This is a genomic window from Ideonella livida (assembly GCF_010499455.1).
GTDB lineage: Bacteria > Pseudomonadota > Gammaproteobacteria > Burkholderiales > Burkholderiaceae_C > Ideonella > Ideonella livida.
Window position 1 is genome coordinate 122837 of the sequence record NZ_JAAGOH010000010.1, and the last position, 19705, is coordinate 142541.

The following is a 19705-nucleotide window of genomic DNA, read 5'->3' on the forward strand; positions in this document are numbered from 1 at the left end:
TGCCCCCACCGCGGCCCGCCCAACACGGCAAGGCCTCAGGGCAGAAGACCGCTCACTGCACCCAGCCGTTCAGGCGTTCCAGCGCGCGCAGGTAGGGGGCATGGTGCATCAGCTCGTCCCAGGCCAAGGGCTGGGTCTGCGGCAGCAGGGCCATGCGTCGGGCTTCGCTCTCCTCGCTGGGCCGCCAGTGGCCCCGCTGGGCCTCGGCCAGCAGGCCATCCAGCAGCGCATCCACCGCCTGACCCCCTTCCACCTGAGACTGGTTGCACAAGAGCACCAGGTCACAGCCGGCGTTGAGGGCCGCCACCCCGGCCTGGGTGAAGCTCACCGCCTGGCCATCGAGTTGGCGGGCCCCCTCCATGCTGAGGTCGTCGCTGAAAACCGCCCCGGTGAAACCCAGCTCACCCCGCAGAATGTCCTGAAGCCAGACCGGGGAGAAACCGGCAGGCCGCTGCTTGTCCACCCGGGAATAGATGACATGCGCGGGCATGACGCTGGCCAGCGAACTGCTCAGCCATTCATAGGGCCGCGCATCGTCTTCCAGGATGGCCTTGCGGCTGCGCTTGTCCACCGGAATGGCCACATGGCTGTCGGCCTCGACATGGCCATGCCCTGGGAAATGCTTGCCGCAGTGCGCCATGCCGGCCTGCAGCAGGCCCTGCATCAGGCTCTTGGCCAGCAGGGTGGTGACCCGAGCGTCGCGGTGGAAGGCCCGGTCGCCGATGACATGGCTGCGGCCGTGGTCCAGGTCCAGCACCGGGGTGAAGCTCAGGTCCACCCCGCAGGCGCGGAGTTCGGCCGCCAGCACATAGCCGGCGGCGGTGGCGGCATCGGTGGCCAGCAGGGCATCCTGCATCCACAACTCGCCATAAAAGCGCATGGGCGGCAGGTGGGTGAAGCCATCACTGCGGAAGCGCTGCACCCGCCCGCCCTCATGGTCCACACAGACCAGCAGGTCCGGGCGCAGGGCCTTGGCCTCGGCCACCAGCGCGGTGAGGTGGGCGCGATCCTGCCAATGACGCGAGAACAGGATCATGCCGCCGGTCATGGGGTGCTGCAGGCGGCGGCGGTCGTCGGCGCTGAGCTGGGTGCCGGCGATGTCAAGCACCACCGGGGCGTGTTCGGGCAGTTCAGGCAGGTCGTGGTCACGCATGGCCAGGCTCCTCGGGCTGGGTTTCGACGACGACGAAACTGACCACCTGGTCCAGCTCGTCGCTCAGGGTCACGTGGGCCTGCAAGCGGCGCTGGGCGAACCAGTCGGCCAGGTCGCCATGCAGACGGATGAAGGGCTTGCCGCTGGGCTCGTTCAGGATCTCGCACGCACGCCAGGTCATGGGCAGGTGCAGGCCCAGGCCGATGGCCTTGGAAAAGGACTCCTTGGCAGAGAAGCGGGTGGCCAGGTAGGCCAGCCCCCGCGACTCATGGCGCCGGCGGCGCCCGGCCCAGACCTGGAGCTCGGTGGGGCCCAGCACCTTCTCGGCAAAGCGGTCCCCCCGGCGGGCCAGGGTGTCGCGGATGCGGCCGATGTCGCAGATGTCCGTGCCGATGCCGTAGATCATGGCGGCGTCCGCAGGTCTCAGACCGGCGCATGGGCGCGGCGGATGCAGCGCTGGTAGTCGCGGATGGTCTCGGTGTAGCCCAGCTCCAGGGCATCGGCGATCAGGGCATGGCCGATGGAGACCTCACTGACGCCGGGCACCTCGCGCAGGAAGACCGCCAGGTTGTCACGGTTGAGGTCATGTCCGGCGTTCACCCCCAGGCCGGCGGCCAGGGCGGCACGCGCTGCCTCGGCATACCGGGCGCCCACGGCGGCCTGCTCCGGCGTGCCCCAGGCCCGCGCCCAGGCCTCGGTGTAGAGCTCCACCCGGTCGGCACCCACCGCACGGGCATGGGCCATGGCCTGGGGCAGCGGGTCCATGAACAGGCTGACCCGCACCCCCAGGGCGTGGCATTCCTCGATCAGCGGCCGCAGGACCTCGCCGTCGGCGGGCAGGTTCCAACCATGATCCGAGGTGAACTGGCCGACGGTGTCGGGCACGAAAGTGGCCTGGTGGGGCCGCACTGCGCGCACGAAATCCATCAGGTTGTGCAGCGGATTGCCCTCGATGTTGAACTCCACCTGCGGCCACGCCCGCAGCAGCGCGGCCAGGTCGTGGACGTCGTGGTGGCGGATGTGGCGCTCGTCGGGCCGCGGGTGGACGGTGATGCCGTCGGCGCCAGCCTCCAGCACCCGGGTGGCGGCCACGGTGACGCTGGGGATGCCCAGGTGGCGGGTGTTGCGCAGCAGCGCCACCTTGTTGAGGTTGACCGAGAGGGCGGTCAGGCCGGAGGCCGGACCGCCATGGGCGCCGGCATCGGGTGCGACGAGCGGATTCATGATGGCGTGTGGGGGTGAGGAACTGCTGAGGGGAAGGTCGCGGGAAGGGCCCGCCCGGGCGGAAGGCGCGGGGCCCCGCCGGCGCGGGCTCAGCCCCGCTCCATCCACTGTTGGGCGTCGATCATGACCTCGCGGGTGCGCAACCGGGCCGAGCCCAGATGATAGTGAAGCAGTCCGCGGGAGGTGGTCTTGAGCGCAGGCAAGGCCTGGGCGCAGGCCAACTGCAAAGCCACCAGCTCGCCGTCGTCCAGTGCTTGCTGGATGTCGCTCCACTGGCGCCCGGTCAGGCCGTTGTCGGCCATGGCGGCCGCCACCAGGCCGAGCTCGGGCCGCAGGCTGTACACCGACGAGGGCAGCAGGGGCGTCTGCTGGGCGGTGAGCAGGTCCAGCGTCGGCAGCAGGCCCAGCTCGCGCAGGAGCAGCAGCTCAAAGGCCCGCAGCGCGGCCTGCATCAGCGTGTCCTCCCCGCTGGCCAGGGCCGGCAGGCTGCCGGCATAAGCATCGAACAGCAAGGGTTGGGCGTCGGCCCGCGGCAGAAGCCGCAGGAGCAGCTCATTGAGGTAGAAGCCGCTGAACAGTGCTGCCGCCGGCAGCACCGGGCCACCGCCAGCCCATTCGGCCGCCCGCAGGGTATGGATCTCCGCCCCCTCGTCCTTGACCGCGCCCAAGCTGACCGACAGGCGCTGAAAGGGCATGAGCACTGGCCGCAGCTGGGAGTGCGGGCGCTTGGCCCCCTTGGCGGCCACGGCCACCCGGCCCTGCCCGCGGGTGAAGAGCTCCACGATCAGGCTGGTCTCGCTCCAGTCGTGCTGATGCAGCACGAAAGCGGGCGTGGGCGGCGGCAGGCTGCGCCGGGTCATGGTCGCAGCAGGCATGTGGCGATGGGGCGCCAGCCCCTGGCGCCGACCGGCATCACTCGTAGCCGTAGGAGCGCAGGTGCTCCTCGCTGGCAGCCCAGCCCGAGCGAACCTTGACCCACAGCTCCAGGAAGACCTTGCAGTCCATGAGGCGCTCCAACTCGACACGGGCATCGCTGCCGATGCGCTTGAGCCGCTCGCCGCCGGCACCGATGATCATGCCCTTGTGGGCGTCACGCTCCACCACGATGGAGGCACTGATACGTCGGCGCAGGCCGCCCTCCTCCTCCTCCCACTTGTCGATGATGACGGTGGAGGTGTAGGGCAGCTCGTCGCCGGTCAGGCGGAAGAGCTTCTCGCGGATGATCTCGGAGGCCAGGAACTTCTCGCTGCGATCGGTCAGGGTGTCCTCCTCATAGAACCACCCCTGCTCGGGCAGGTAGGGCTTGAGGATGGCAAACAGCCGCTCCACATCGGCGCGCCGGGTGGCCGACATCGGCACGAACTCGGCAAAGGAATGCCGCTGCTGCATCTGCTGCAGCCAAGGCAGCAGGTCGGCGCGGCGGTGGATGTTGTCGAGCTTGTTGGCGATCAGCACCACCGGCTTGCCCGGCGGGATGAGGGCCAGCACCTTCTCATCGGCCGGCCCCATGCGCCCGGCCTCGACCAAGAAGAGCACCACGTCCACATCACCCAGGGTCGACTGCACCGTGCGGTTGAGGTTGCGGTTGAGCGCGGTGGCGTGCTTCATCTGGAAGCCCGGGGTGTCCACGAAGACGAACTGCGCCTCCTCCACCGTGCGCACACCGGTGATGCGGTGGCGGGTGGTCTGCGCCTTCTTGGAGGTGATGCTGATCTTCTGTCCGACCAGCGCATTCATCAGCGTGGACTTGCCCACATTGGGACGGCCGACGATGGCGAGCAGGCCGCAGCGCTGGCCCTCAGCGTCCGGTGCTTGGGGGGGCAGGTTTTCAGACGTCAGGGAAGCGTCGGTCTGGCCGGCATCCGCGGCGTCGTCAGGAGAAGGAGAGGTGGTCATCGCGGCGGGATCCGTGGCGTCAGGGCAAGGGGTCGGGGGGCGGCGGTCTGGCCGCCAGTCGGCGCGCCATCGGTGGGCACCAGCCCCGGCAGGGTGGATGGCGCGAGCCGCCCACCGGGGAAGGCCCGCACCAGGAAAAGGCAGCGCTCAGGGGTGCGTGGGCGCGGACTGCAGAAGCTCCAACACCTTGCGGGCGGCCTCCTGCTCACCCGCGCGGCGGGAACGGCCCTCGCCCAGGGCCGAAACCTCCAGGGCGGGCACGGCGCATTCCACCTCGAAGACCTGGGCATGGGCCTGGCCCCGGGTGGAGACGATGCGGTAGGTGGGCACCGCCACACGGCGGGCTTGCAGCCATTCCTGCAGCTCGGTCTTGGCGTCCTTGCGCCAGGTGTCCAGCGGGGTGACGGCGATGACCTCGCCAAAGAGCTGCCCCACCAGCCGGAAGGCCGCCTCCAGGCCGCCGTCGAGGTAGACCGCGCCCAGCACGGCCTCCAGCGCGTCAGCCAGGATGGACGCACGCTGCGCCCCCCCGCCCTTGGCCTCGCCCTCGGACAGGCGCAGGGCCTCGTTCAGCCGCAGCACCAGAGCGGCCTTGTGCAGGCTGTCCTCACGCACCAGGTGGGCACGCACCCGGGTCAGATCGCCTTCGTCCGAGCCGGCGAAGCGCTCGTAGAGCAGGTGGGAGACCGCCAGGCTGAGCACCGAGTCGCCCAGGAATTCCAGGCGCTCGTTGTGGTCAGCCCCGTGGCTGCGGTGGGTGAGCGCGCGCGCCAGCAGCCCGGGCTGCTGGAAGGTGTAGCCCAGGCGCTGCTGCAGGGCAAGCAGTCGAGGTTCCATGCGTGCGGCCAAACGAAAAAAGATCAGCGGGACGATCCGCTGAAACGGAAGAGCAACAGCACCGGCCCGAACAGCGGCACCTCGCGGTCGTAGGCGTAGCTGATGCGGACATCGCTGCCGTTGACACTCACCTCCAGGTCCTGGGCGGTGATGGACTGGATGCCGTACTCGACCTGGGTTTGCTTCTCGAAGCCACGGCGGACATCGGCCACCGTGGAGGCACCGGAGTCCTTGATGGACTGAACCGCCTTGCGGATGGACATGTATTCGGTATAAACCGGCAGCACCTTGACCGCCAGCAGGCCGCCCATGGCCAGCAGGATGGCCCAGAAGATCAACCCGACCATGGTGAAACCGCCTTGGCGGTGTCCCGGAATGCGCATGTGCAACCCTCCACGGGAAGGCAGACCCGCCATGGGGCGGCTCCTCCCGACGTCAATCAAAGCCGCCGATGCGCGACGGCTTGCCAAAGTTCATCCAGATGAAGAACGCCCGGCCCACGATGTTGTCCTTGGGCACGAACCCCCAGTATCGTGAATCTTCGGAATTGTCGCGGTTGTCACCCATCACGAAATAGTGACCGTCAGGCACCTTGCACACCACGCCTTCGGCGCTGTAGCGGCAGCCCTCCTTGCCGGGAAAGTCCCGCACCGCCGCCGGCTGGAAGGGCAGCACCTGCGGAAAGCGCTGGGCCTGATGCGGCTTCTCACCGAGCTGCTCGGTGAACTGGGCCATCAGGCGCAGACCCTCCTCGTCGTAGCCTTCGCCCAGGGGCGTGGTGGGCACCGGCTGGCCGTTGATGCGGAGCTGGGCATTGAGGTAGGACACCTCGTCGCCGGGCAGGCCGACGATGCGCTTGATGTAGTCCAGACGCGGATCCACCGGGTAGCGGAAGACGATCACATCGCCGCGGACCGGGGTGTTGTTGGCCACCACCAGGGTGTTGACCACCGGCAGGCGCACGCCGTAGTGGAACTTGTTGACCAGGATGAGATCGCCCACGTGCAGCGTCGGGATCATCGAGCCTGAGGGAATCTTGAACGGCTCGAAGAGGAAGGAGCGCAACACGAACACGACCACGATCACCGGAAACAGACCGGCGGTCCAGTCGAGCCACCAAGGCTGCATCAACAGCTTCTCGCGGGCCTCCGCGATGTCGCCATCGACCTTCTCGATGCCCAGCCGGGCCAGTTCGGCCTGACGGGCGGCGTGCTGGGTCTCCAGCTGCGCGGCGGCTGCGGCCCGCGCCGGTGCCAAGCGCAGACGCTCGGCCAGCCAGAATGCCCCCGTCACCATCGACAGGATGAACAGCAGCAGGGAGAAGTTGCCGAACCAGAAGTCTAGATACCAGCCGCCCAGGTAGACGACAAGCGCGCCGTACAGCGCCGCGGTCAAGGTGCTCATGCGGGTCTCTCGCCTCTCAATCGTCAACCTGGAGGATGGCCAGGAATGCTTCCTGCGGCACCTCGACGGAGCCGATCTGCTTCATGCGCTTCTTGCCGGCCTTCTGCTTCTCGAGCAGCTTGCGCTTGCGGGTGATGTCACCACCGTAGCACTTGGCCAGCACGTTCTTGCGCAACGCCTTGATGTTCTCGCGGGCGATGATGTTGGCGCCGATGGCGGCCTGGATGGCCACGTCGTACATCTGGCGCGGGATCTGCTCACGCATCTTGGCCGCCACGGCACGGCCGCGGTACTGGCTTTGGCTGCGGTGCACGATCATGGCCAGCGGGTCGACACGGTCGCCGTTGATCAGGATGTCCACCTTGACCACGTCGGCGGCGCGGTACTCCTTGAACTCATAGTCCATGGAGGCGTAGCCGCGGGACACCGACTTGAGCTTGTCGAAGAAGTCCAGCACGATCTCTGCCAACGGCAGCTCATAGGTGAGCATCACCTGCTTGCCGTGGTAGGCCATGTTGATCTGGATGCCACGCTTCTGGTTGGCCAGCGTCATCACCACGCCCACGTAGTCCTGGGGCATGTAGAGGTGCACGGTGACGATGGGCTCGCGGATCTCGCGGATCCGGCCCACGTCCGGCATCTTGCTGGGGTTCTCCACCTCCAGCACGGTCCCGTCGTTGAGCTCCACCTCATAGACCACGCTGGGGGCGGTGGTCACCAGGTCCTGATCGAACTCACGCTCCAGGCGCTCCTGCACGATCTCCATGTGCAGCAGGCCCAGGAAACCGCAGCGGAAGCCGAAACCCAGCGCCTGCGAGACTTCCGGCTCAAAGCGCAGCGAGCTGTCGTTGAGCTTGAGCTTTTCCAGGGCATCGCGCAGCTGGTCGTACTCGCTGGCTTCGCTGGGATAGAGGCCGGCAAAGACCTGGGGCTGAATTTCCTTGAAGCCCGGAAGCGCCTCGGTGGCCGGCCCCGCGTTATTGGGCAGCTTCTTTTCCAGGGTGACGGTATCGCCCACCTTGGCCGCCGCCAGCTCCTTGATGCCGCAGATGACGAAGCCCACCTCGCCGGCCTTCAGCGCGTCACGGTTCTCGCTCTTGGGAGTGAACACGCCCAGGTGCTCAATGCCATAGACCGCATTGGTGGCCATCATCCGGATGCGCTCGCCCTTGGCGATCTGGCCGTCGACCACACGCACCAGCATGACCACGCCCACGTAGTTGTCAAACCAGGCGTCGATGATCATCGCGCGGGGCGGACCCTCGGGATTGCCACGCGGCGGCGGCATGCGCTCGATGACCGCCTCCAGGATGTCGTCGATGCCCAGACCGGTCTTGGCCGAGCAAGGAATAGCGTCGCCAGCGTCGATGCCGATGACGTCCTCGATCTCCTCCTTGGCGTTGTCGGGATCGGCCTGGGGCAAGTCCATCTTGTTGAGGACGGGCACCACCTCCACGCCGAGGTCGAGCGCGGTGTAGCAGTTGGCCACCGTCTGGGCCTCGACGCCCTGGGAGGCATCCACCACCAGCAGCGCACCTTCGCACGCGGAGAGCGAGCGACTCACTTCATACGAGAAGTCAACGTGGCCCGGGGTGTCGATGAGGTTGAGGTTGTAGACCTTGCCGTTCTTCGCGGTGTATTGAAGCGCGGCGGTTTGCGCCTTGATGGTGATGCCCCGCTCGCGCTCGATGTCCATCGAGTCCAGCACCTGGGCTTCCATCTCCCGGTCACTCAGGCCGCCGCAGCGCTGGATCAGCCGGTCGGCCAGGGTGCTCTTGCCGTGGTCGATGTGGGCGATGATGGAGAAGTTTCTGATGTGGTCCATGGTCACTCAAGGAGGCGGGCCGCCCGCCGTCGGCAAGAAGGCGCCGGGCCGACGCGCTGGGCATGGCACCCCGATCGCCTCTGGGCGGAGGATGCCGGGCCGTGCAAAAAAAAGGCACGTCGGGTCGGTGACGCGCCTTCCAACATGCCGGAGGGTGGCTACTGCAGGTTGGTCCGTGATTGTACCCTCCGGCCATTGGAGGGGCGGATGTCCCCCCGGGCTCAACGGCCGGCCGGGATGACCAGGTAGTTGACCCACTCGCCCCGGCGCACCAGCAGGCTCACCGGCCGGGACTTGTCGAGCTTGGCCGCCAAGGCGGTGAACTGCCGGACATCGGTGATGTCCACGTTGTCCAAGGCCAGCACCACATCCCCCTCGCGCACGCCGGCCCGAGCTGCAGCCCCCTCGGCAGACTCGACACGCACACCGCCCTTGATGCGCAGCTCGCGGCGTTGGCCCTCCGGGATGTCCTGCACCGCCAGGCCCAGCGCCGTGCGCGCCGTGGCGCTGGGGGCCGGCTCCTGGCTGATCCGCGTCTTGTCAGCATCCAGCTCCACCACCGTGACCGGCACGTCGCGGAAGGCCTTGTTGCGGAAGACCTGCAGCACCACCCGGGTCCCTGGCTTGACGGCACCGATGAGGCGCGGCAGTTCACCCGAACGCTCCACCGCCTTGCCGTCGACCTTGACGATGATGTCCCCCGCCTCCAGCCCGGCACGGTCCGCCGGGGAGCCGTTTTCCACCCCGCGCACCAGCGCCCCCTGGGGCTTGCCCAGGCCGATGGACTCAGCCACCTCGCGGGTGACCGGGGCGATGCTCACGCCGATGCGGCTGCGGATGACGCGACCGTGGGCGCGCAGCTGGTCGGCCACGCGCATGGCCTCGTCGATCGGGATGGCAAACGAGATGCCGGCATAACCGCCCGACGGGCTGTAGATCTGGGAGTTGATGCCCACGACCTCACCGCGCAGGTTGATCAGCGGGCCACCCGAGTTGCCAGGGTTGATGGCCACGTCGGTCTGGATGAAAGGCAGGAAATCGCCGGTGTCACGTTGCTTGGCGCTGACGATGCCGGCCGTTACCGTGTTGTCCAGCCCGAAGGGCGAGCCGATGGCCATGACCCATTCGCCCACTTTCAGGCGGTTGGCGTCACCGATCCGCACCGCCGGCAGGCCGGCCGCATCAATCTTGACCACCGCGACGTCGGTGCGCTTGTCCTGCCCGATGACGCGGGCCTTGAACTCGCGTTTGTCGGTCAGGGTCACGATCAGCTCGTCGGCCCCCTCCACCACATGGGCGTTGGTCATGACCAGGCCGTCGGCCGTGAGGATGAAGCCGGAGCCGACGCCACGGCGCTGCGGCTGGTCCTCGTCCTCCTCCGCGCGTGGATTGCGCTGGCCTGGCACCGGAATGCCGAAACGGCGGAAGAACTCCTCCACCCCGGGATCGAGCTGCCCCCCGCCGCCGGCGCGAGCACCACGGGCACGTTCCGCGGTGCGGATGTTGACCACCGAGGGGCCAGTCAGCTCCACCAGCTCGGTGAAGTCCGGCAGGCCCTTGACCACCGGACCCTGAACCGGCGTCGCCGCACCTGCGGCCCATGTCGCCGGTCCGCTCAGCGCCAGGCCCAGCCCGGCAACCAAACCCCACAGCGCACGGCGCCGGCGTAGGGAGGCAGAAACGACAGCTTGGCACTCAGGCCGTGTGGGGTTCAGATGAGGCATGACGTTGGGCAACTTAAATGAACACAGCCGGAAGGTCCGCCGGCACAGCCCGGTGCCTAGCGCAGCCGCTCCAGCGCCCCGGCAAAGCGCTGCAAGGTCTCGGGCGGCACATCACCAACCACCGTGATCCAGTGGTCCTCATGGCGTGTGGTAAGGGTATGTGCAGCCCCGAGCGAGCTCAGCCCCGGCTGGGCGTGACGTGCGGGCTGATAGCCTTCGATGAAGACCGAAACATGTGTGAGCCCATCGGAGAACACCGCCTGGACCAGGGGGGCGGCATCCGTGGCGGCCACGTCCAGCACGCGGCGGGCGCATTGCACCTCGCGAAATCCCACCGGCAAGGCCTTCAGCCCCCAGCCCTCGGCCTGCAACTGCGTACTTTCAAAGGAGGCCTTGAGCACCTTGTAGCCGGACAACTGGCGCAGGGGCTTGAGCAACTGATCAGGCTGGGCGCGAGCCACCAGGGACAGCTCGGTGAAGGCCGCACTCTCCAGCACCTGCCCGCCCGCGGCCAGCACATCGGCCCGCAGCAACAGGCCATGTTGACGCTCCACCCACAGGCGCTGGCTGAAGCGCAGGCCATCCCGAGCCTTGAGCAGCACCACATCAGCCTCCAGGCCGGCCACCCGATCCTGACCCGCACTGCGGACCTCATAGCCTTCGGTCAACCGCCTGTCGCTGCCCGTGGGCAGGGCGGGAAATCCGCCCGCCGTCTCACGCGCCTCGACCACCGCCAGGCGTTGACGGTGCCACAGCGTGTGCAGCAACCCGTTGTGGCGGATGACACTGCGCGGCTCGCCGTCCAGCCACTCCACCCGTTCCACCGGGGCCGCGCCGTCACCAAGGTGGGTGATGCGTGTGGTGCTGGCGGTGCCGCCGGCCGTCACCACCAGGGTGCCCTGGTAGTTGCGACGCATGGCCGCGTGCTGGACCCGCTGGACCCAGGCCTTGACCTCTGCGACCTCCCAGGCCGGAACGGACACCTCACCCGCCCGCAGGGCCGGCGCCCACAGCCCGCAGGCGCCCAAGGTCAGGCCGGCCAGCAGGGGCGCCCAGCGCCCGGTCCTGCGCACCGGGTCCCGGCCCGGCTGCTCGCTGTTCATGCGGTGTTGTCCTTCAGCGGAGTTCCTGGGTCACGGAAACAGGGCGCACGGCCCCGGGCGCCGCCAGGGTCAGGCCTGCGCCCTGGCTGAATTGCCGATGGGCCTGCAGATAACGGTCGAGCTCCGGACTGCGAACCATCACCGGACCGGAGGCCGACAGGGCCGACGGCTGCAGCGCTCCCAGCCCCGCACTGGCCACCCACGCCTCCTGCAGGCTCTCGCCACCCGTGCCGGTGCGCAATACCAATGCGCCGCCTGCCACCATGCAGACACCGGCCGCCATGGCGACCGGCCACCGCCATGCCCGCCGGGCTGCCGACACGGCCGCCAGCGGCACCGGCTCCGTCGCCGACACGGTCAGGGGGACTTCCGCCACCAGGCGGGCCGACTCCGAAGGGGCCAACACCACCGGCTCCTGCGCCAGCCGGGCCTGGATGGCGGCGAACAACCGGTCCTGCCGCCCCGGCGTGGCCGCCAGGTCATCCGAGCGCATCACGTCGCCAATCAGGCTCCATTCGCGCCAGGCCTGCTGCTGGTCCGCGTCGTGGCGCCAGCGCGCGCAGCCCTGGGCCACTTCGGAGGACGGCAGTTCGCCATCCATCAACGCCGACAGGCGCTCCCGCCCCTGGGCTCGATCTCCGGATCCATCAGCTGTCATCACTGCAACTCCAAAACCCTGGCCCACCGGCCGGCCTACCAACGCTCACCTTCCCGCGTGTCCAGCAGCGGGCGCAGCCGCGCCGCGATGGCCTCGCGGGCGCGGAAGATGCGTGAGCGCACCGTACCGATCGGGCAGCCCATCACCTCGGCGATCTCCTCATAGCTCAGCCCCTCGATCTCCCGCAGGGTGATCGCCTGGCGCAGATCCTCGGACAGCGCATCGATCGCCGCGTTCACGGTCGCAGCGATTTCCTTGCTGGCGAGCAGCGCCTCGGGCGTGGCCATGTCGCTTGGTTCCCGGGAACGCCAGGAAGTTTCCTCATCGTCATCATCTCCAGCCAAGGCAGCCTCGGAGACGACCGGATCCCGCCGCAGCTCGATGGCCGCCTTCTTGGCGGTATTAACGGCGATGCGGTAGAGCCAGGTGTAGAAGGCACTGTCGCCGCGGAACTGCGGCAGGGCCCGATAGGCCCGGATGAAGGTCTCCTGGACCAGGTCGAAGACCAGGTCGCTGTCGCGCACGATGCGCCCGATCAGGCGCTCGATGCGGCGCTGGTACTTCAGCACCAGCATTTCAAATGCTTTCTGATCGCCCCGCTTGACGCGCTCGACCAGCTCGACATCAGGATCCACCTGTGGCGTGTTCATGAGGCCTCCCCCAGCCGGCGCGGCGCATCCGCGCTCCGGCGCTCACGGGCCATGGCCAGGCGCCAGGCATGCCAACGCCCAGGCAGATCCCCTCGGGTCACCAGACCCCAGCGGCGCCAGGGGAAGGTGGCGCAGCGCCAACGCAACAGCTGCCAATCCTCGCCCTCCAGCACCAGCTCCAACCGCAGCACCGGCTCCCCGCCGGATGCGGGCACCCCGGGCGCCGCACCGGCATCACCGGCCTCCCAGGCTGCCGGCAGCTGAACCCAGCACTGCCCGTTCCAAAGCAGGGCCCCGGTGCCAGCCTGCCGACGGGCGAGCCAGGCGGCCAGCAGCCCGGCAAGCCCCAGCACCGCCAGCACCCCAGTCGGCGCCCCGTGTTGGAGCCAAGCACCGGCAGCGCCCAGCAGGGCACAAAGAACAAGACCCGCGCGACCCGGCACAGCCCTCAACGGGAGAGCCACCGGATCGGCGCGGGTCTGGCGTGACAAGGTCAGCGTATGGAAGTCGTCAACCCAGCATCAGATGCGGCCGAACACCAAGGTGCCGTTGGTGCCGCCAAAACCGAAGTTGTTCTTCACCGCGATATCGATCTTCATCTCCCGCGCGGTGTTGGCACAGTAGTCCAGGTCACATTCGGGATCCTGGTTGAAGATGTTGATCGTCGGCGGGGAGATCTGGTTGTGCACGGCCAACACCGAGAACACCGACTCCACACCGCCCGCACCGCCCAGCAAATGACCAGTCATGGACTTGGTGGAGTTGACGACCAGCTTGTAGGCATGGTCACCAAACGCCTTCTTGATGGCATTGGTCTCGTTGAGGTCGCCCAGCGGCGTGGAAGTGCCGTGCGCATTCAGGTAGTGGACCTGGTCAGCGTTGATGCCAGCATTGCGCAACGCCGCCTTCATGGAGCGCTTGGGGCCGTCCACGTTGGGGGCGGTCATATGGTACGCATCGGCGCCCATGCCAAAGCCCAGCAGCTCAGCATAAATCTTGGCACCGCGACGCTTGGCGTGCTCGTATTCCTCGAGCACCACCACCCCGGCACCTTCGCCCAGCACAAAGCCGTCGCGGTCCTTGTCCCAGGGACGGGATGCGGTGGCCGGATCGTCGTTGCGGGTGGACAAGGCCCGGGCAGCAGCAAAGCCGCCAACGCCCAGCATGGACACCGTGGATTCGGCGCCACCGGCGACCATGACGTCGGCGTCGCCATATTCAATCAGCCGCCCGGCTTCACCGATGCAGTGCAGGCCCGTGGTGCAGGCCGTGACCACGGCCAGGTTGGGGCCGGTGAATCCGAAGCGGATGGAAACGTGACCGGAGATCATGTTGATGATCGAGGCCGGCACGAAGAAGGGGGAAATGCGGCGGGGACCACGGTCCACCACCATGCGGGTGGTGGACTCGATCTCCGGCAGGCCACCGATGCCCGACCCGACCATGCAGCCGATGCGCTCGGCCTGCTCTTCGGTCAGCTGGTCGCCGGTGGGCAGGCCAGCGTCCTGCACCGCCTGCACAGCAGCCGCCAGACCGAAGTGGATGAAGGTGTCCATCGCCTTGGCTTCCTTGCCAGGGATGTAGTCTTCCAACCGGAAGCCCTTGACCTCGCCCGCGAACTGGCAAGAGATGCCGGAGGCATCGAACTTGGTGATGGGGGCGATGCCGGACTTGCCTGCAAGCAGGTTGCTCCAACCTTCGGCCACCGTGTTGCCGACCGGGCTGATCAGCCCCAGGCCGGTGATGACGACACGTCGACGGGTCATGCGTTCAGGACAGCAGGATCAGGAATGGGAACGGCGCAAAAGGGCAATCAGCCCTTGGCCTTCTTGGCGTAGTCGATCGCCAGCTGGACGGTGGTGATCTTCTCGGCCTCTTCGTCCGGGATCTCGATGCCGAACTCGTCTTCCAGGGCCATCACCAGTTCGACGGTGTCCAGGGAATCGGCGCCCAGATCGGCCACGAAGGCCTTCTCGTTGGTCACATCGGCTTCGGGAACGCCCAGTTGTTCGGCAATGATCTTCTTGACGCGTGCTTCGATATCGCTCATGGCTCCTCCGGGAGGGGAAAGGGTAAAACGGGCGGGATTCTACGCCGGCCTCCCGGCGCCCCCACCCAGGGACATCAGCTCATGAACATGCCGCCGTTGACGTGCAGTTCGGAGCCGGTGATGTAACCCGCCTCCGGAGAGGCGAGGAAGGTGACCGCGTGGGCGATCTCCTGGGGTTGACCCAGCCGCTGCAGCGGAATCTGCTGCAGCAATGCAGCCTTCTGTGCTTCAGGCAGGGTCTCGGTCATGTCGGTGGCGATGAAACCGGGCGCCACGCAATTGACGGTGATGTTGCGGCTGCCCAACTCGCGGGCCAGCGCACGGGTCATGCCAGCCACGCCCGCCTTGGCGGCGGCGTAGTTGGCCTGCCCCGGATTGCCCGAGGCCCCCACCACCGACGTGATGCTGATGATGCGGCCATAGCGCTGCTTCATCATCGGTCGGATGACGGCGCGCGAGAGGCGGAAGACGGCCTTGAGGTTGGTCTCCAGCACGGCGTCCCAGTCCTCATCCTTCATGCGCATGGCCAGGGTGTCGCGGGTGATGCCGGCGTTGTTGACCAGCACATGCAGGGCACCATGCTCCTTGACGATGGCATCGATCAGCGCGTCCACGCCGGCGGCGTCATTGACGTTCAGGTTCACACCCTTGCAGCCCGGGAAGGCCGACAGGCCCTCGCCGATGCTGGCGGCGCCGGCATCGCTGGTGGCGGTGCCGATGACCCGATAGCCTTGCTGGGCCAGACCCAGGGCAATGGCGCGGCCAATGCCGCGGGAGGCGCCGGTGACCAGGGCCACCTGACCGGAAGTGCGCTCAGCGTCGCTCATGCCAGCATTCCTTTGACGTCGGCCAGGGAGGCCGGATCCAGCACCGTGGCCGAGACTGCCTCGGCGTCGATGCGCTTGACCATGCCCGAGAGCACCTTGCCCGGGCCGCATTCGATGATGTGGGTGAGCCCGCGGGCACGCAGGGCCTGCACCACTTCGACCCAGCGCACGGGGCCGAAGGCCTGGCGGTACAGCGCATCGCGGATGGCGTCGGCATCGGTGGCCACGGCCACGTCAATGTTGTTGACCACCGAAATCTGCGGCACGGCGAGTTTCAGCTCGGCCAGACGCGCCTTCAGGCGCTCGGCCGCCGGCTTCATCAGGCTGGAGTGGAAGGGGGCGGAAACCGGCAGCGGCAGGGCGCGCTTGGCCCCCTTGGCCTTGAGGACCTCGCAGCCCTTGGCCACACCGTCCTTGGAGCCGGCGATCACCGTCTGCTTGGGATCGTTGAAGTTGACGGCCTCGACCACTTCACCCGGGGCGGCGGCGGCCGCCTCGGCGCAGCCGGCGCGCACGGCATCGGCATCTAGGCCCAAGATGGCGGCCATGGCGCCCTGCCCCACCGGCACAGCCTCCTGCATGGCCTGGGCACGCAGTCGCACCAGCGGCAGCGCATCGGCCAGGCTCAGCACGCCGGCGGCCACCAGCGCGGTGTATTCCCCGAGGGAGTGGCCGGCGACGGCGGCCGGCACAGCCCCCCCTTCGGCCAGCCAGGCGCGGTAGCAGGCGATGGCAGCGGTGAGCATCACCGGCTGGGTGTTGGTGGTGAGGTCCAGCTGCTCCTTGGGGCCGGCGTGGATCAGGGCACCAATGTCTTCACCCAACGCTGCCGAGGCCTCGGCCAGGGTCTGCACCACGGCGGGGTGATCACCCCAGGCGTCGAGCATGCCTACAGATTGGGAGCCCTGGCCCGGAAAGACGAAAGCAAATGCGGTCATGGTCTTAGGCGCGCCTGCCGGCGCATGAGAGCGGGAGAGAAACTGGCGCCGCAGCCGGCACCGCCGTTCAGAAGTCGAGCAGCACCGCCCCCCAGGTGAAGCCGCCGCCCACACCCTCGAGCATCACCGTGTCACCCGCACGCACCTGTCCGGCGCGCACGGCCTGGTCCAGTGCCAGGGGAATCGAGGCGGCCGAAGTGTTGCCATGCTCATGCACGGTCACCACCACCCGCTCCAGCGGAAGCTTCAGCTTGCGGGCTGTGCCCTGCATGATGCGGATGTTGGCCTGGTGCGGAACCAGCCAGTCGATGTCGGCGGCGGTGCGGCCCGCGGCCGCCAGCACCTCACGCGCGACCTCGTCGAGCACGCCCACCGCCAACTTGAAGACGGCCTGGCCATCCATGGTCAGCAGCGGCACACCCGAGACCTGGCCACCCGACACCGTGCCCGGCACCTGGAGGATCTCCCGATGACGGCCGTCGGCGTGCAGACGGGTGGCGAGGATGCCCGGTTCAGCCGAGGCTTCGACCACCACAGCGCCGGCACCATCACCGAACAGCACGCAGGTGGTGCGGTCGTTGAAGTCCAGGATGCGGGAGAAGATCTCGGCACCGATGACCAGCGCGCACCGGGCGCTGCCGGCGCGCACCATGGCATCGGCCACCGACAGCGCATACACGAAGCCCGAGCACACCGCCTGCACATCAAAGGCCGGGCAGCCCTGGATGCCCAGCTTGTGCTGGACGATGGTGGCCGTGGACGGGAACACCATGTCCGGCGTAGAGGTGGCCAGGATGATCAGGTCCACATCCTCGGGCCGGCGACCCGCCGCCTCCAGGGCGTGGCGTGCTGCCCGGGTGGCCAGATCGCTGGTGCAGGTTTGGGCGTCGGCGAAATGGCGGGCGCGGATGCCGGTGCGCTCGACGATCCACTCGTCGGAGGTCTCCAGGCCACGCGCGGCCAGCTCGGCCGCCAGCTCCTGGTTGCTCACCCGCCGGGCGGGCAGTGCGCTCCCGGTGCCCGTGATGCGTGCGTAGCGTTCAGCGCGGTCAGCGGGCGGGGTCGCGGAAGTCGTCATCATGCTGCGGTCTTGACCGGAGAATCCGCCGGCGCGGCGGCCGGCATGGCCTGCAGCGTGACCTCGATGCGCTCATGCACGCGGTCGAGCAGGCGGTTGCGGGCGGCATCATAAGCGCGGCTCATCGCGCGCTCAAAACCGAGCGCATCCGAAGAACCGTGGGCCTTGAACACCAACCCCCGCAGGCCGAGCAGCGCGCCGCCGCTGTAGCGGCGGTGGTCCACACGGGCCTTGAAACGGTTGAGCACCGGCATGGCCACGACCGCGGCCATGCGCGTCCAGAGGTTGCGGGTGAACTCTTCCTTGATGAGCGTGCCCATCAGGGAGGCCACGCCTTCGGAGGTCTTGAGGGCCACATTGCCGACGAAGCCGTCACAGACGACCAGGTCGGTGGTGCCCTTGAAGATGTCGTTGCCTTCCACGTTGCCGTAGAAGTTGATCAGGCCGGCTGCCGCGCACTGGCGCAGCAGCTCACCGGCCTGCTTGATGGTCTCGCTGCCCTTGATGATCTCTTCGCCGATGTTGAGCAGGCCCACGGTGGGTTGCTCCTTGCCGTCGAGCGCGGACACCAGGGCGCTGCCCATCACCGCAAACTGCAGCAGGTGCTGGGCCGAGCAGTCGACGTTGGCCCCCAGGTCGAGCACCTTGGTCAGACCGCCGCGCGAATTGGGCAGCATGGCGGCAATGGCCGGCCGGTCGATGCCATCGAGGGTCTTCAGGATGTAGCGGGACACCGCCATCAGCGCGCCGGTGTTGCCGGCAGACACGCAGGCATCGGCCTGGGTGGCACCGGCGGCATCGGGCTTGAGTTGCTGGATGGCCACCCGCATGGACGAGTCACGCTTGCGGCGCAACGCGACCTCGACCGGGTCGTCCATGGCCACCACCTCGGTGGCCAGGACCACACGGCAGCGGTCCCACTGGGCCACGGGCGCCAGCGCCTGCTCAGTGCCGACCAGCACCAGCTCCGCATCGGCATGGGTGGCCAGGAAGTCGCGGCAGGCCGCCAGCGTGACCGAGGGACCATGGTCCCCGCCCATGCAATCGACGGCGATGCGCACGCGCTCGAGAGGCTTCATCAACTCACCATCATCCGGCGCGGACGCCCCAGCGACAGACGGGCGCGAAAGCGCCCGTCACAGCCTCAAGCGGCCACCCCATGGTTTCAGACCGAAGGATCCCTCAGGATCCGGGAGCCCGCCTCAACGGCCCGCAGGCCGGCGCGCGGCTCCGCGCGGACTTCAGGCCTCGGCCTTGGTCTTCAGGACCTTGCGGCCACGGTAGAAACCGTTGGGGCTGATGTGGTGGCGCAGGTGCACTTCACCCGTGGTCGCCTCGATGGCGGTGCCCGGCTGGGTCAGGGCGTTGTGCGAACGGTGCATGCCGCGCTTGGAGGGCGACTTCTTGTTTTGCTGGACAGCCATGGGAAGCTCCTGGAGCGCCGGATTCCCCGGCGAAGGTCAACGATCAGAACGGCGCCGGCGGCAATGCCGGCACAGGACGGTGGTGGTGCAGGGCGGGTCGTCGCGCGCCCGGCCCCGCTGGCGCCTTCCCTGGGGCCGCGTCGGCGGCCTTGAGGGGCCTGGACGCCGGCCCAGCACCGCGTGGCGGCCGGGGGATGGCTGAGGGCGCGGGACATGGACCTGTCCTGCGAAAAGCCCAAGAGTGTAGCACGTCGTCCAAAGGCAGGACAGCTGCGCCCGCTCCGCCAAGATGGCGGCCAGGTGGCCACCCGCCCGCCGCCCGCCTCAGCTGGTGGACTTCTTCAGCCGCGCCAGCGCGGCAAAGGGGTGCTCAGCCGGCTCCTGCGCAGGCTCCGAAACCTCGTCAAGGTCGTCCACCGGACGCGGCAAGGGATCGGGACAGTCGTCCTCGTGGGCGGGCACCAGCGGCAGCTCCAGCAGCAGCTCGTCCTCGACCAGTTCCAGCGCGTCCAGATCACGCACCAGCTCGAGCACATCCTCCTCCAGCTCCGCGTCCAAGGCGGCCGCACGGGACTCGTCGGCCACAAACCGCAGCGGCCGCTCCACCTCCAGCACGGTCTGCACCGGCCCCAGGCAACGCTGGCAGCACAGTGGCAGCTCCACCTGGGCATGCAGGTACATCCAGATCTCGGCGGCGCCGCCCTTGACCGGGCGGGCCTCACCGGTCAGGCGCCACCTGACCTGGGCACCATCGAAGGCGGGGGACTCACGCACGGCCGCTTCGGCCAGCCGCTCCAGGGACGCCAGGGGCCATTCGCCGGCCAGCTGCTCACCGCGCTGGGCCAGTGCGGCCACATCCAGCCGCCGGGGATCAAGGGGTTTGGACTTCATCCCCGCCAGTGTACGAGGGGGCG

Annotated in this window: 22 protein-coding genes; all 22 read right to left on the minus strand. The window is 68.2% G+C overall.

What is annotated here, in order from left to right:
- Nucleotides 1–52 precede the first annotated feature (52 nt).
- The 22 genes from nagZ to G3A44_RS10515 all read right to left on the minus strand — a co-directional run bounded on the left by nagZ (nt 53) and on the right by G3A44_RS10515 (nt 19682).
- The gene (gene nagZ, locus G3A44_RS10410; RefSeq protein ID WP_375138646.1) at nt 53–1153 is read right to left on the minus strand and encodes a beta-N-acetylhexosaminidase; all 1101 of its coding nucleotides are present in this window, start codon (nt 1151–1153) and stop codon (nt 53–55) included.
- Nucleotides 1146–1559 (minus strand): holo-ACP synthase, encoded by a 414-nt coding sequence (gene acpS / locus G3A44_RS10415; RefSeq protein WP_163457448.1) that lies wholly within the window; start codon nt 1557–1559, stop codon nt 1146–1148. Before acpS ends, nagZ begins: the two co-directional genes overlap by 8 nt.
- Nucleotides 1560–1576: 17 nt before the next feature.
- Nucleotides 1577–2377 carry a pyridoxine 5'-phosphate synthase gene (locus tag G3A44_RS10420; protein ID WP_163457449.1) on the minus strand — a complete coding sequence of 267 codons (801 nt, stop codon included), beginning with the start codon at nt 2375–2377 and terminating at the stop codon, nt 1577–1579.
- A gap of 89 nt (nt 2378–2466) precedes the next feature.
- On the minus strand, nt 2467–3237 hold the full coding sequence (gene recO, locus G3A44_RS10425; RefSeq protein ID WP_163457487.1) for a DNA repair protein RecO: 771 nt from the start codon (nt 3235–3237) through the stop codon (nt 2467–2469).
- A gap of 52 nt (nt 3238–3289) precedes the next feature.
- Nucleotides 3290–4273, minus strand: coding sequence for a GTPase Era (era, locus tag G3A44_RS10430; protein WP_163457450.1), 984 nt, complete (start codon nt 4271–4273; stop codon nt 3290–3292).
- Nucleotides 4274–4420: 147 nt separating this feature from the next.
- Nucleotides 4421–5110: a ribonuclease III gene (gene rnc, locus G3A44_RS10435; RefSeq protein ID WP_163457451.1), complete on the minus strand. Its 690-nt coding sequence runs from the start codon at nt 5108–5110 to the stop codon at nt 4421–4423.
- A gap of 23 nt (nt 5111–5133) precedes the next feature.
- Nucleotides 5134–5493: a DUF4845 domain-containing protein gene (locus tag G3A44_RS10440; RefSeq protein ID WP_163457452.1), complete on the minus strand. Its 360-nt coding sequence runs from the start codon at nt 5491–5493 to the stop codon at nt 5134–5136.
- 52 nt (nt 5494–5545) lie between these two features.
- Nucleotides 5546–6514: a signal peptidase I gene (gene lepB / locus G3A44_RS10445; protein WP_163457453.1), complete on the minus strand. Its 969-nt coding sequence runs from the start codon at nt 6512–6514 to the stop codon at nt 5546–5548.
- 16 nt (nt 6515–6530) lie between these two features.
- On the minus strand, nt 6531–8339 hold the full coding sequence (lepA, locus tag G3A44_RS10450) for a translation elongation factor 4 (RefSeq protein ID WP_163457454.1): 1809 nt from the start codon (nt 8337–8339) through the stop codon (nt 6531–6533).
- Between the two features lie 221 nt (nt 8340–8560).
- Entirely contained in the window at nt 8561–10063 is a 1503-nt protein-coding gene (locus G3A44_RS10455) for a DegQ family serine endoprotease (RefSeq protein WP_163457455.1), read from the minus strand.
- A gap of 56 nt (nt 10064–10119) precedes the next feature.
- Nucleotides 10120–11166, minus strand: a complete 1047-nt coding sequence (locus G3A44_RS10460; RefSeq protein WP_163457456.1) for a MucB/RseB family sigma factor regulatory protein — start codon at nt 11164–11166, stop codon at nt 10120–10122.
- A 13-nt stretch (nt 11167–11179) separates the two neighbouring features.
- Nucleotides 11180–11824: a sigma-E factor negative regulatory protein gene (locus tag G3A44_RS10465; protein WP_163457457.1), complete on the minus strand. Its 645-nt coding sequence runs from the start codon at nt 11822–11824 to the stop codon at nt 11180–11182.
- Nucleotides 11825–11859: 35 nt separating this feature from the next.
- On the minus strand, nt 11860–12474 hold the full coding sequence (gene rpoE / locus G3A44_RS10470) for an RNA polymerase sigma factor RpoE (protein ID WP_163457458.1): 615 nt from the start codon (nt 12472–12474) through the stop codon (nt 11860–11862).
- Nucleotides 12471–12827 (minus strand): hypothetical protein, encoded by a 357-nt coding sequence (locus tag G3A44_RS10475; RefSeq protein WP_163457459.1) that lies wholly within the window; start codon nt 12825–12827, stop codon nt 12471–12473. The genes rpoE and G3A44_RS10475 overlap by 4 nt, the downstream gene beginning before the upstream one ends.
- A gap of 168 nt (nt 12828–12995) precedes the next feature.
- Entirely contained in the window at nt 12996–14240 is a 1245-nt protein-coding gene (gene fabF, locus G3A44_RS10480; RefSeq protein WP_163457460.1) for a beta-ketoacyl-ACP synthase II, read from the minus strand.
- Nucleotides 14241–14287: 47 nt separating this feature from the next.
- Entirely contained in the window at nt 14288–14524 is a 237-nt protein-coding gene (gene acpP / locus G3A44_RS10485; protein WP_163457461.1) for an acyl carrier protein, read from the minus strand.
- A gap of 74 nt (nt 14525–14598) precedes the next feature.
- Complete coding sequence (fabG, locus tag G3A44_RS10490; protein WP_163457462.1) at nt 14599–15351, minus strand: 3-oxoacyl-ACP reductase FabG; 753 nt, start codon at nt 15349–15351, stop codon at nt 14599–14601.
- Complete coding sequence (fabD, locus tag G3A44_RS10495; RefSeq protein ID WP_163457463.1) at nt 15348–16289, minus strand: ACP S-malonyltransferase; 942 nt, start codon at nt 16287–16289, stop codon at nt 15348–15350. Before fabD ends, fabG begins: the two co-directional genes overlap by 4 nt.
- 67 nt (nt 16290–16356) lie before the next feature.
- Complete coding sequence (locus tag G3A44_RS10500) at nt 16357–17367, minus strand: beta-ketoacyl-ACP synthase III (RefSeq protein ID WP_163457488.1); 1011 nt, start codon at nt 17365–17367, stop codon at nt 16357–16359.
- Nucleotides 17367–18446, minus strand: coding sequence for a phosphate acyltransferase PlsX (gene plsX, locus G3A44_RS10505; RefSeq protein WP_163457464.1), 1080 nt, complete (start codon nt 18444–18446; stop codon nt 17367–17369). The genes G3A44_RS10500 and plsX overlap by 1 nt, the downstream gene beginning before the upstream one ends.
- A gap of 162 nt (nt 18447–18608) precedes the next feature.
- The gene (gene rpmF, locus G3A44_RS10510) at nt 18609–18791 is read right to left on the minus strand and encodes a 50S ribosomal protein L32 (protein WP_163457465.1); all 183 of its coding nucleotides are present in this window, start codon (nt 18789–18791) and stop codon (nt 18609–18611) included.
- A 324-nt stretch (nt 18792–19115) separates the two neighbouring features.
- Nucleotides 19116–19682: a YceD family protein gene (locus G3A44_RS10515; RefSeq protein ID WP_163457466.1), complete on the minus strand. Its 567-nt coding sequence runs from the start codon at nt 19680–19682 to the stop codon at nt 19116–19118.
- Nucleotides 19683–19705 lie beyond the last annotated feature (23 nt).

Bases quoted from the DNA above. Each gene is read 5' to 3' on its own strand.
- G3A44_RS10465 (WP_163457457.1), bottom strand. From the start codon at position 11,824: ATGACAGCTGATGGATCCGGAGATCGAGCCCAGGGGCGGGAGCGCCTG.
- lepB (WP_163457453.1), bottom strand. From the start codon at position 6,514: ATGAGCACCTTGACCGCGGCGCTGTACGGCGCGCTTGTCGTCTACCTG.
- G3A44_RS10455 (WP_163457455.1), bottom strand. From the start codon at position 10,063: ATGCCTCATCTGAACCCCACACGGCCTGAGTGCCAAGCTGTCGTTTCT.
- rnc (WP_163457451.1), bottom strand. From the start codon at position 5,110: ATGGAACCTCGACTGCTTGCCCTGCAGCAGCGCCTGGGCTACACCTTC.
- lepA (WP_163457454.1), bottom strand. From the start codon at position 8,339: ATGGACCACATCAGAAACTTCTCCATCATCGCCCACATCGACCACGGC.
- fabG (WP_163457462.1), bottom strand. From the start codon at position 15,351: ATGAGCGACGCTGAGCGCACTTCCGGTCAGGTGGCCCTGGTCACCGGC.
- G3A44_RS10515 (WP_163457466.1), bottom strand. From the start codon at position 19,682: ATGAAGTCCAAACCCCTTGATCCCCGGCGGCTGGATGTGGCCGCACTG.
- G3A44_RS10420 (WP_163457449.1), bottom strand. From the start codon at position 2,377: ATGAATCCGCTCGTCGCACCCGATGCCGGCGCCCATGGCGGTCCGGCC.
- nagZ (WP_375138646.1), bottom strand. From the start codon at position 1,153: ATGCGTGACCACGACCTGCCTGAACTGCCCGAACACGCCCCGGTGGTG.
- G3A44_RS10440 (WP_163457452.1), bottom strand. From the start codon at position 5,493: ATGCGCATTCCGGGACACCGCCAAGGCGGTTTCACCATGGTCGGGTTG.
- plsX (WP_163457464.1), bottom strand. From the start codon at position 18,446: ATGAAGCCTCTCGAGCGCGTGCGCATCGCCGTCGATTGCATGGGCGGG.
- rpoE (WP_163457458.1), bottom strand. From the start codon at position 12,474: ATGAACACGCCACAGGTGGATCCTGATGTCGAGCTGGTCGAGCGCGTC.
- G3A44_RS10460 (WP_163457456.1), bottom strand. From the start codon at position 11,166: ATGAACAGCGAGCAGCCGGGCCGGGACCCGGTGCGCAGGACCGGGCGC.
- era (WP_163457450.1), bottom strand. From the start codon at position 4,273: ATGACCACCTCTCCTTCTCCTGACGACGCCGCGGATGCCGGCCAGACC.
- G3A44_RS10500 (WP_163457488.1), bottom strand. From the start codon at position 17,367: ATGACGACTTCCGCGACCCCGCCCGCTGACCGCGCTGAACGCTACGCA.
- acpS (WP_163457448.1), bottom strand. From the start codon at position 1,559: ATGATCTACGGCATCGGCACGGACATCTGCGACATCGGCCGCATCCGC.
- rpmF (WP_163457465.1), bottom strand. From the start codon at position 18,791: ATGGCTGTCCAGCAAAACAAGAAGTCGCCCTCCAAGCGCGGCATGCAC.
- acpP (WP_163457461.1), bottom strand. From the start codon at position 14,524: ATGAGCGATATCGAAGCACGCGTCAAGAAGATCATTGCCGAACAACTG.
- fabF (WP_163457460.1), bottom strand. From the start codon at position 14,240: ATGACCCGTCGACGTGTCGTCATCACCGGCCTGGGGCTGATCAGCCCG.
- recO (WP_163457487.1), bottom strand. From the start codon at position 3,237: ATGACCCGGCGCAGCCTGCCGCCGCCCACGCCCGCTTTCGTGCTGCAT.
- fabD (WP_163457463.1), bottom strand. From the start codon at position 16,289: ATGACCGCATTTGCTTTCGTCTTTCCGGGCCAGGGCTCCCAATCTGTA.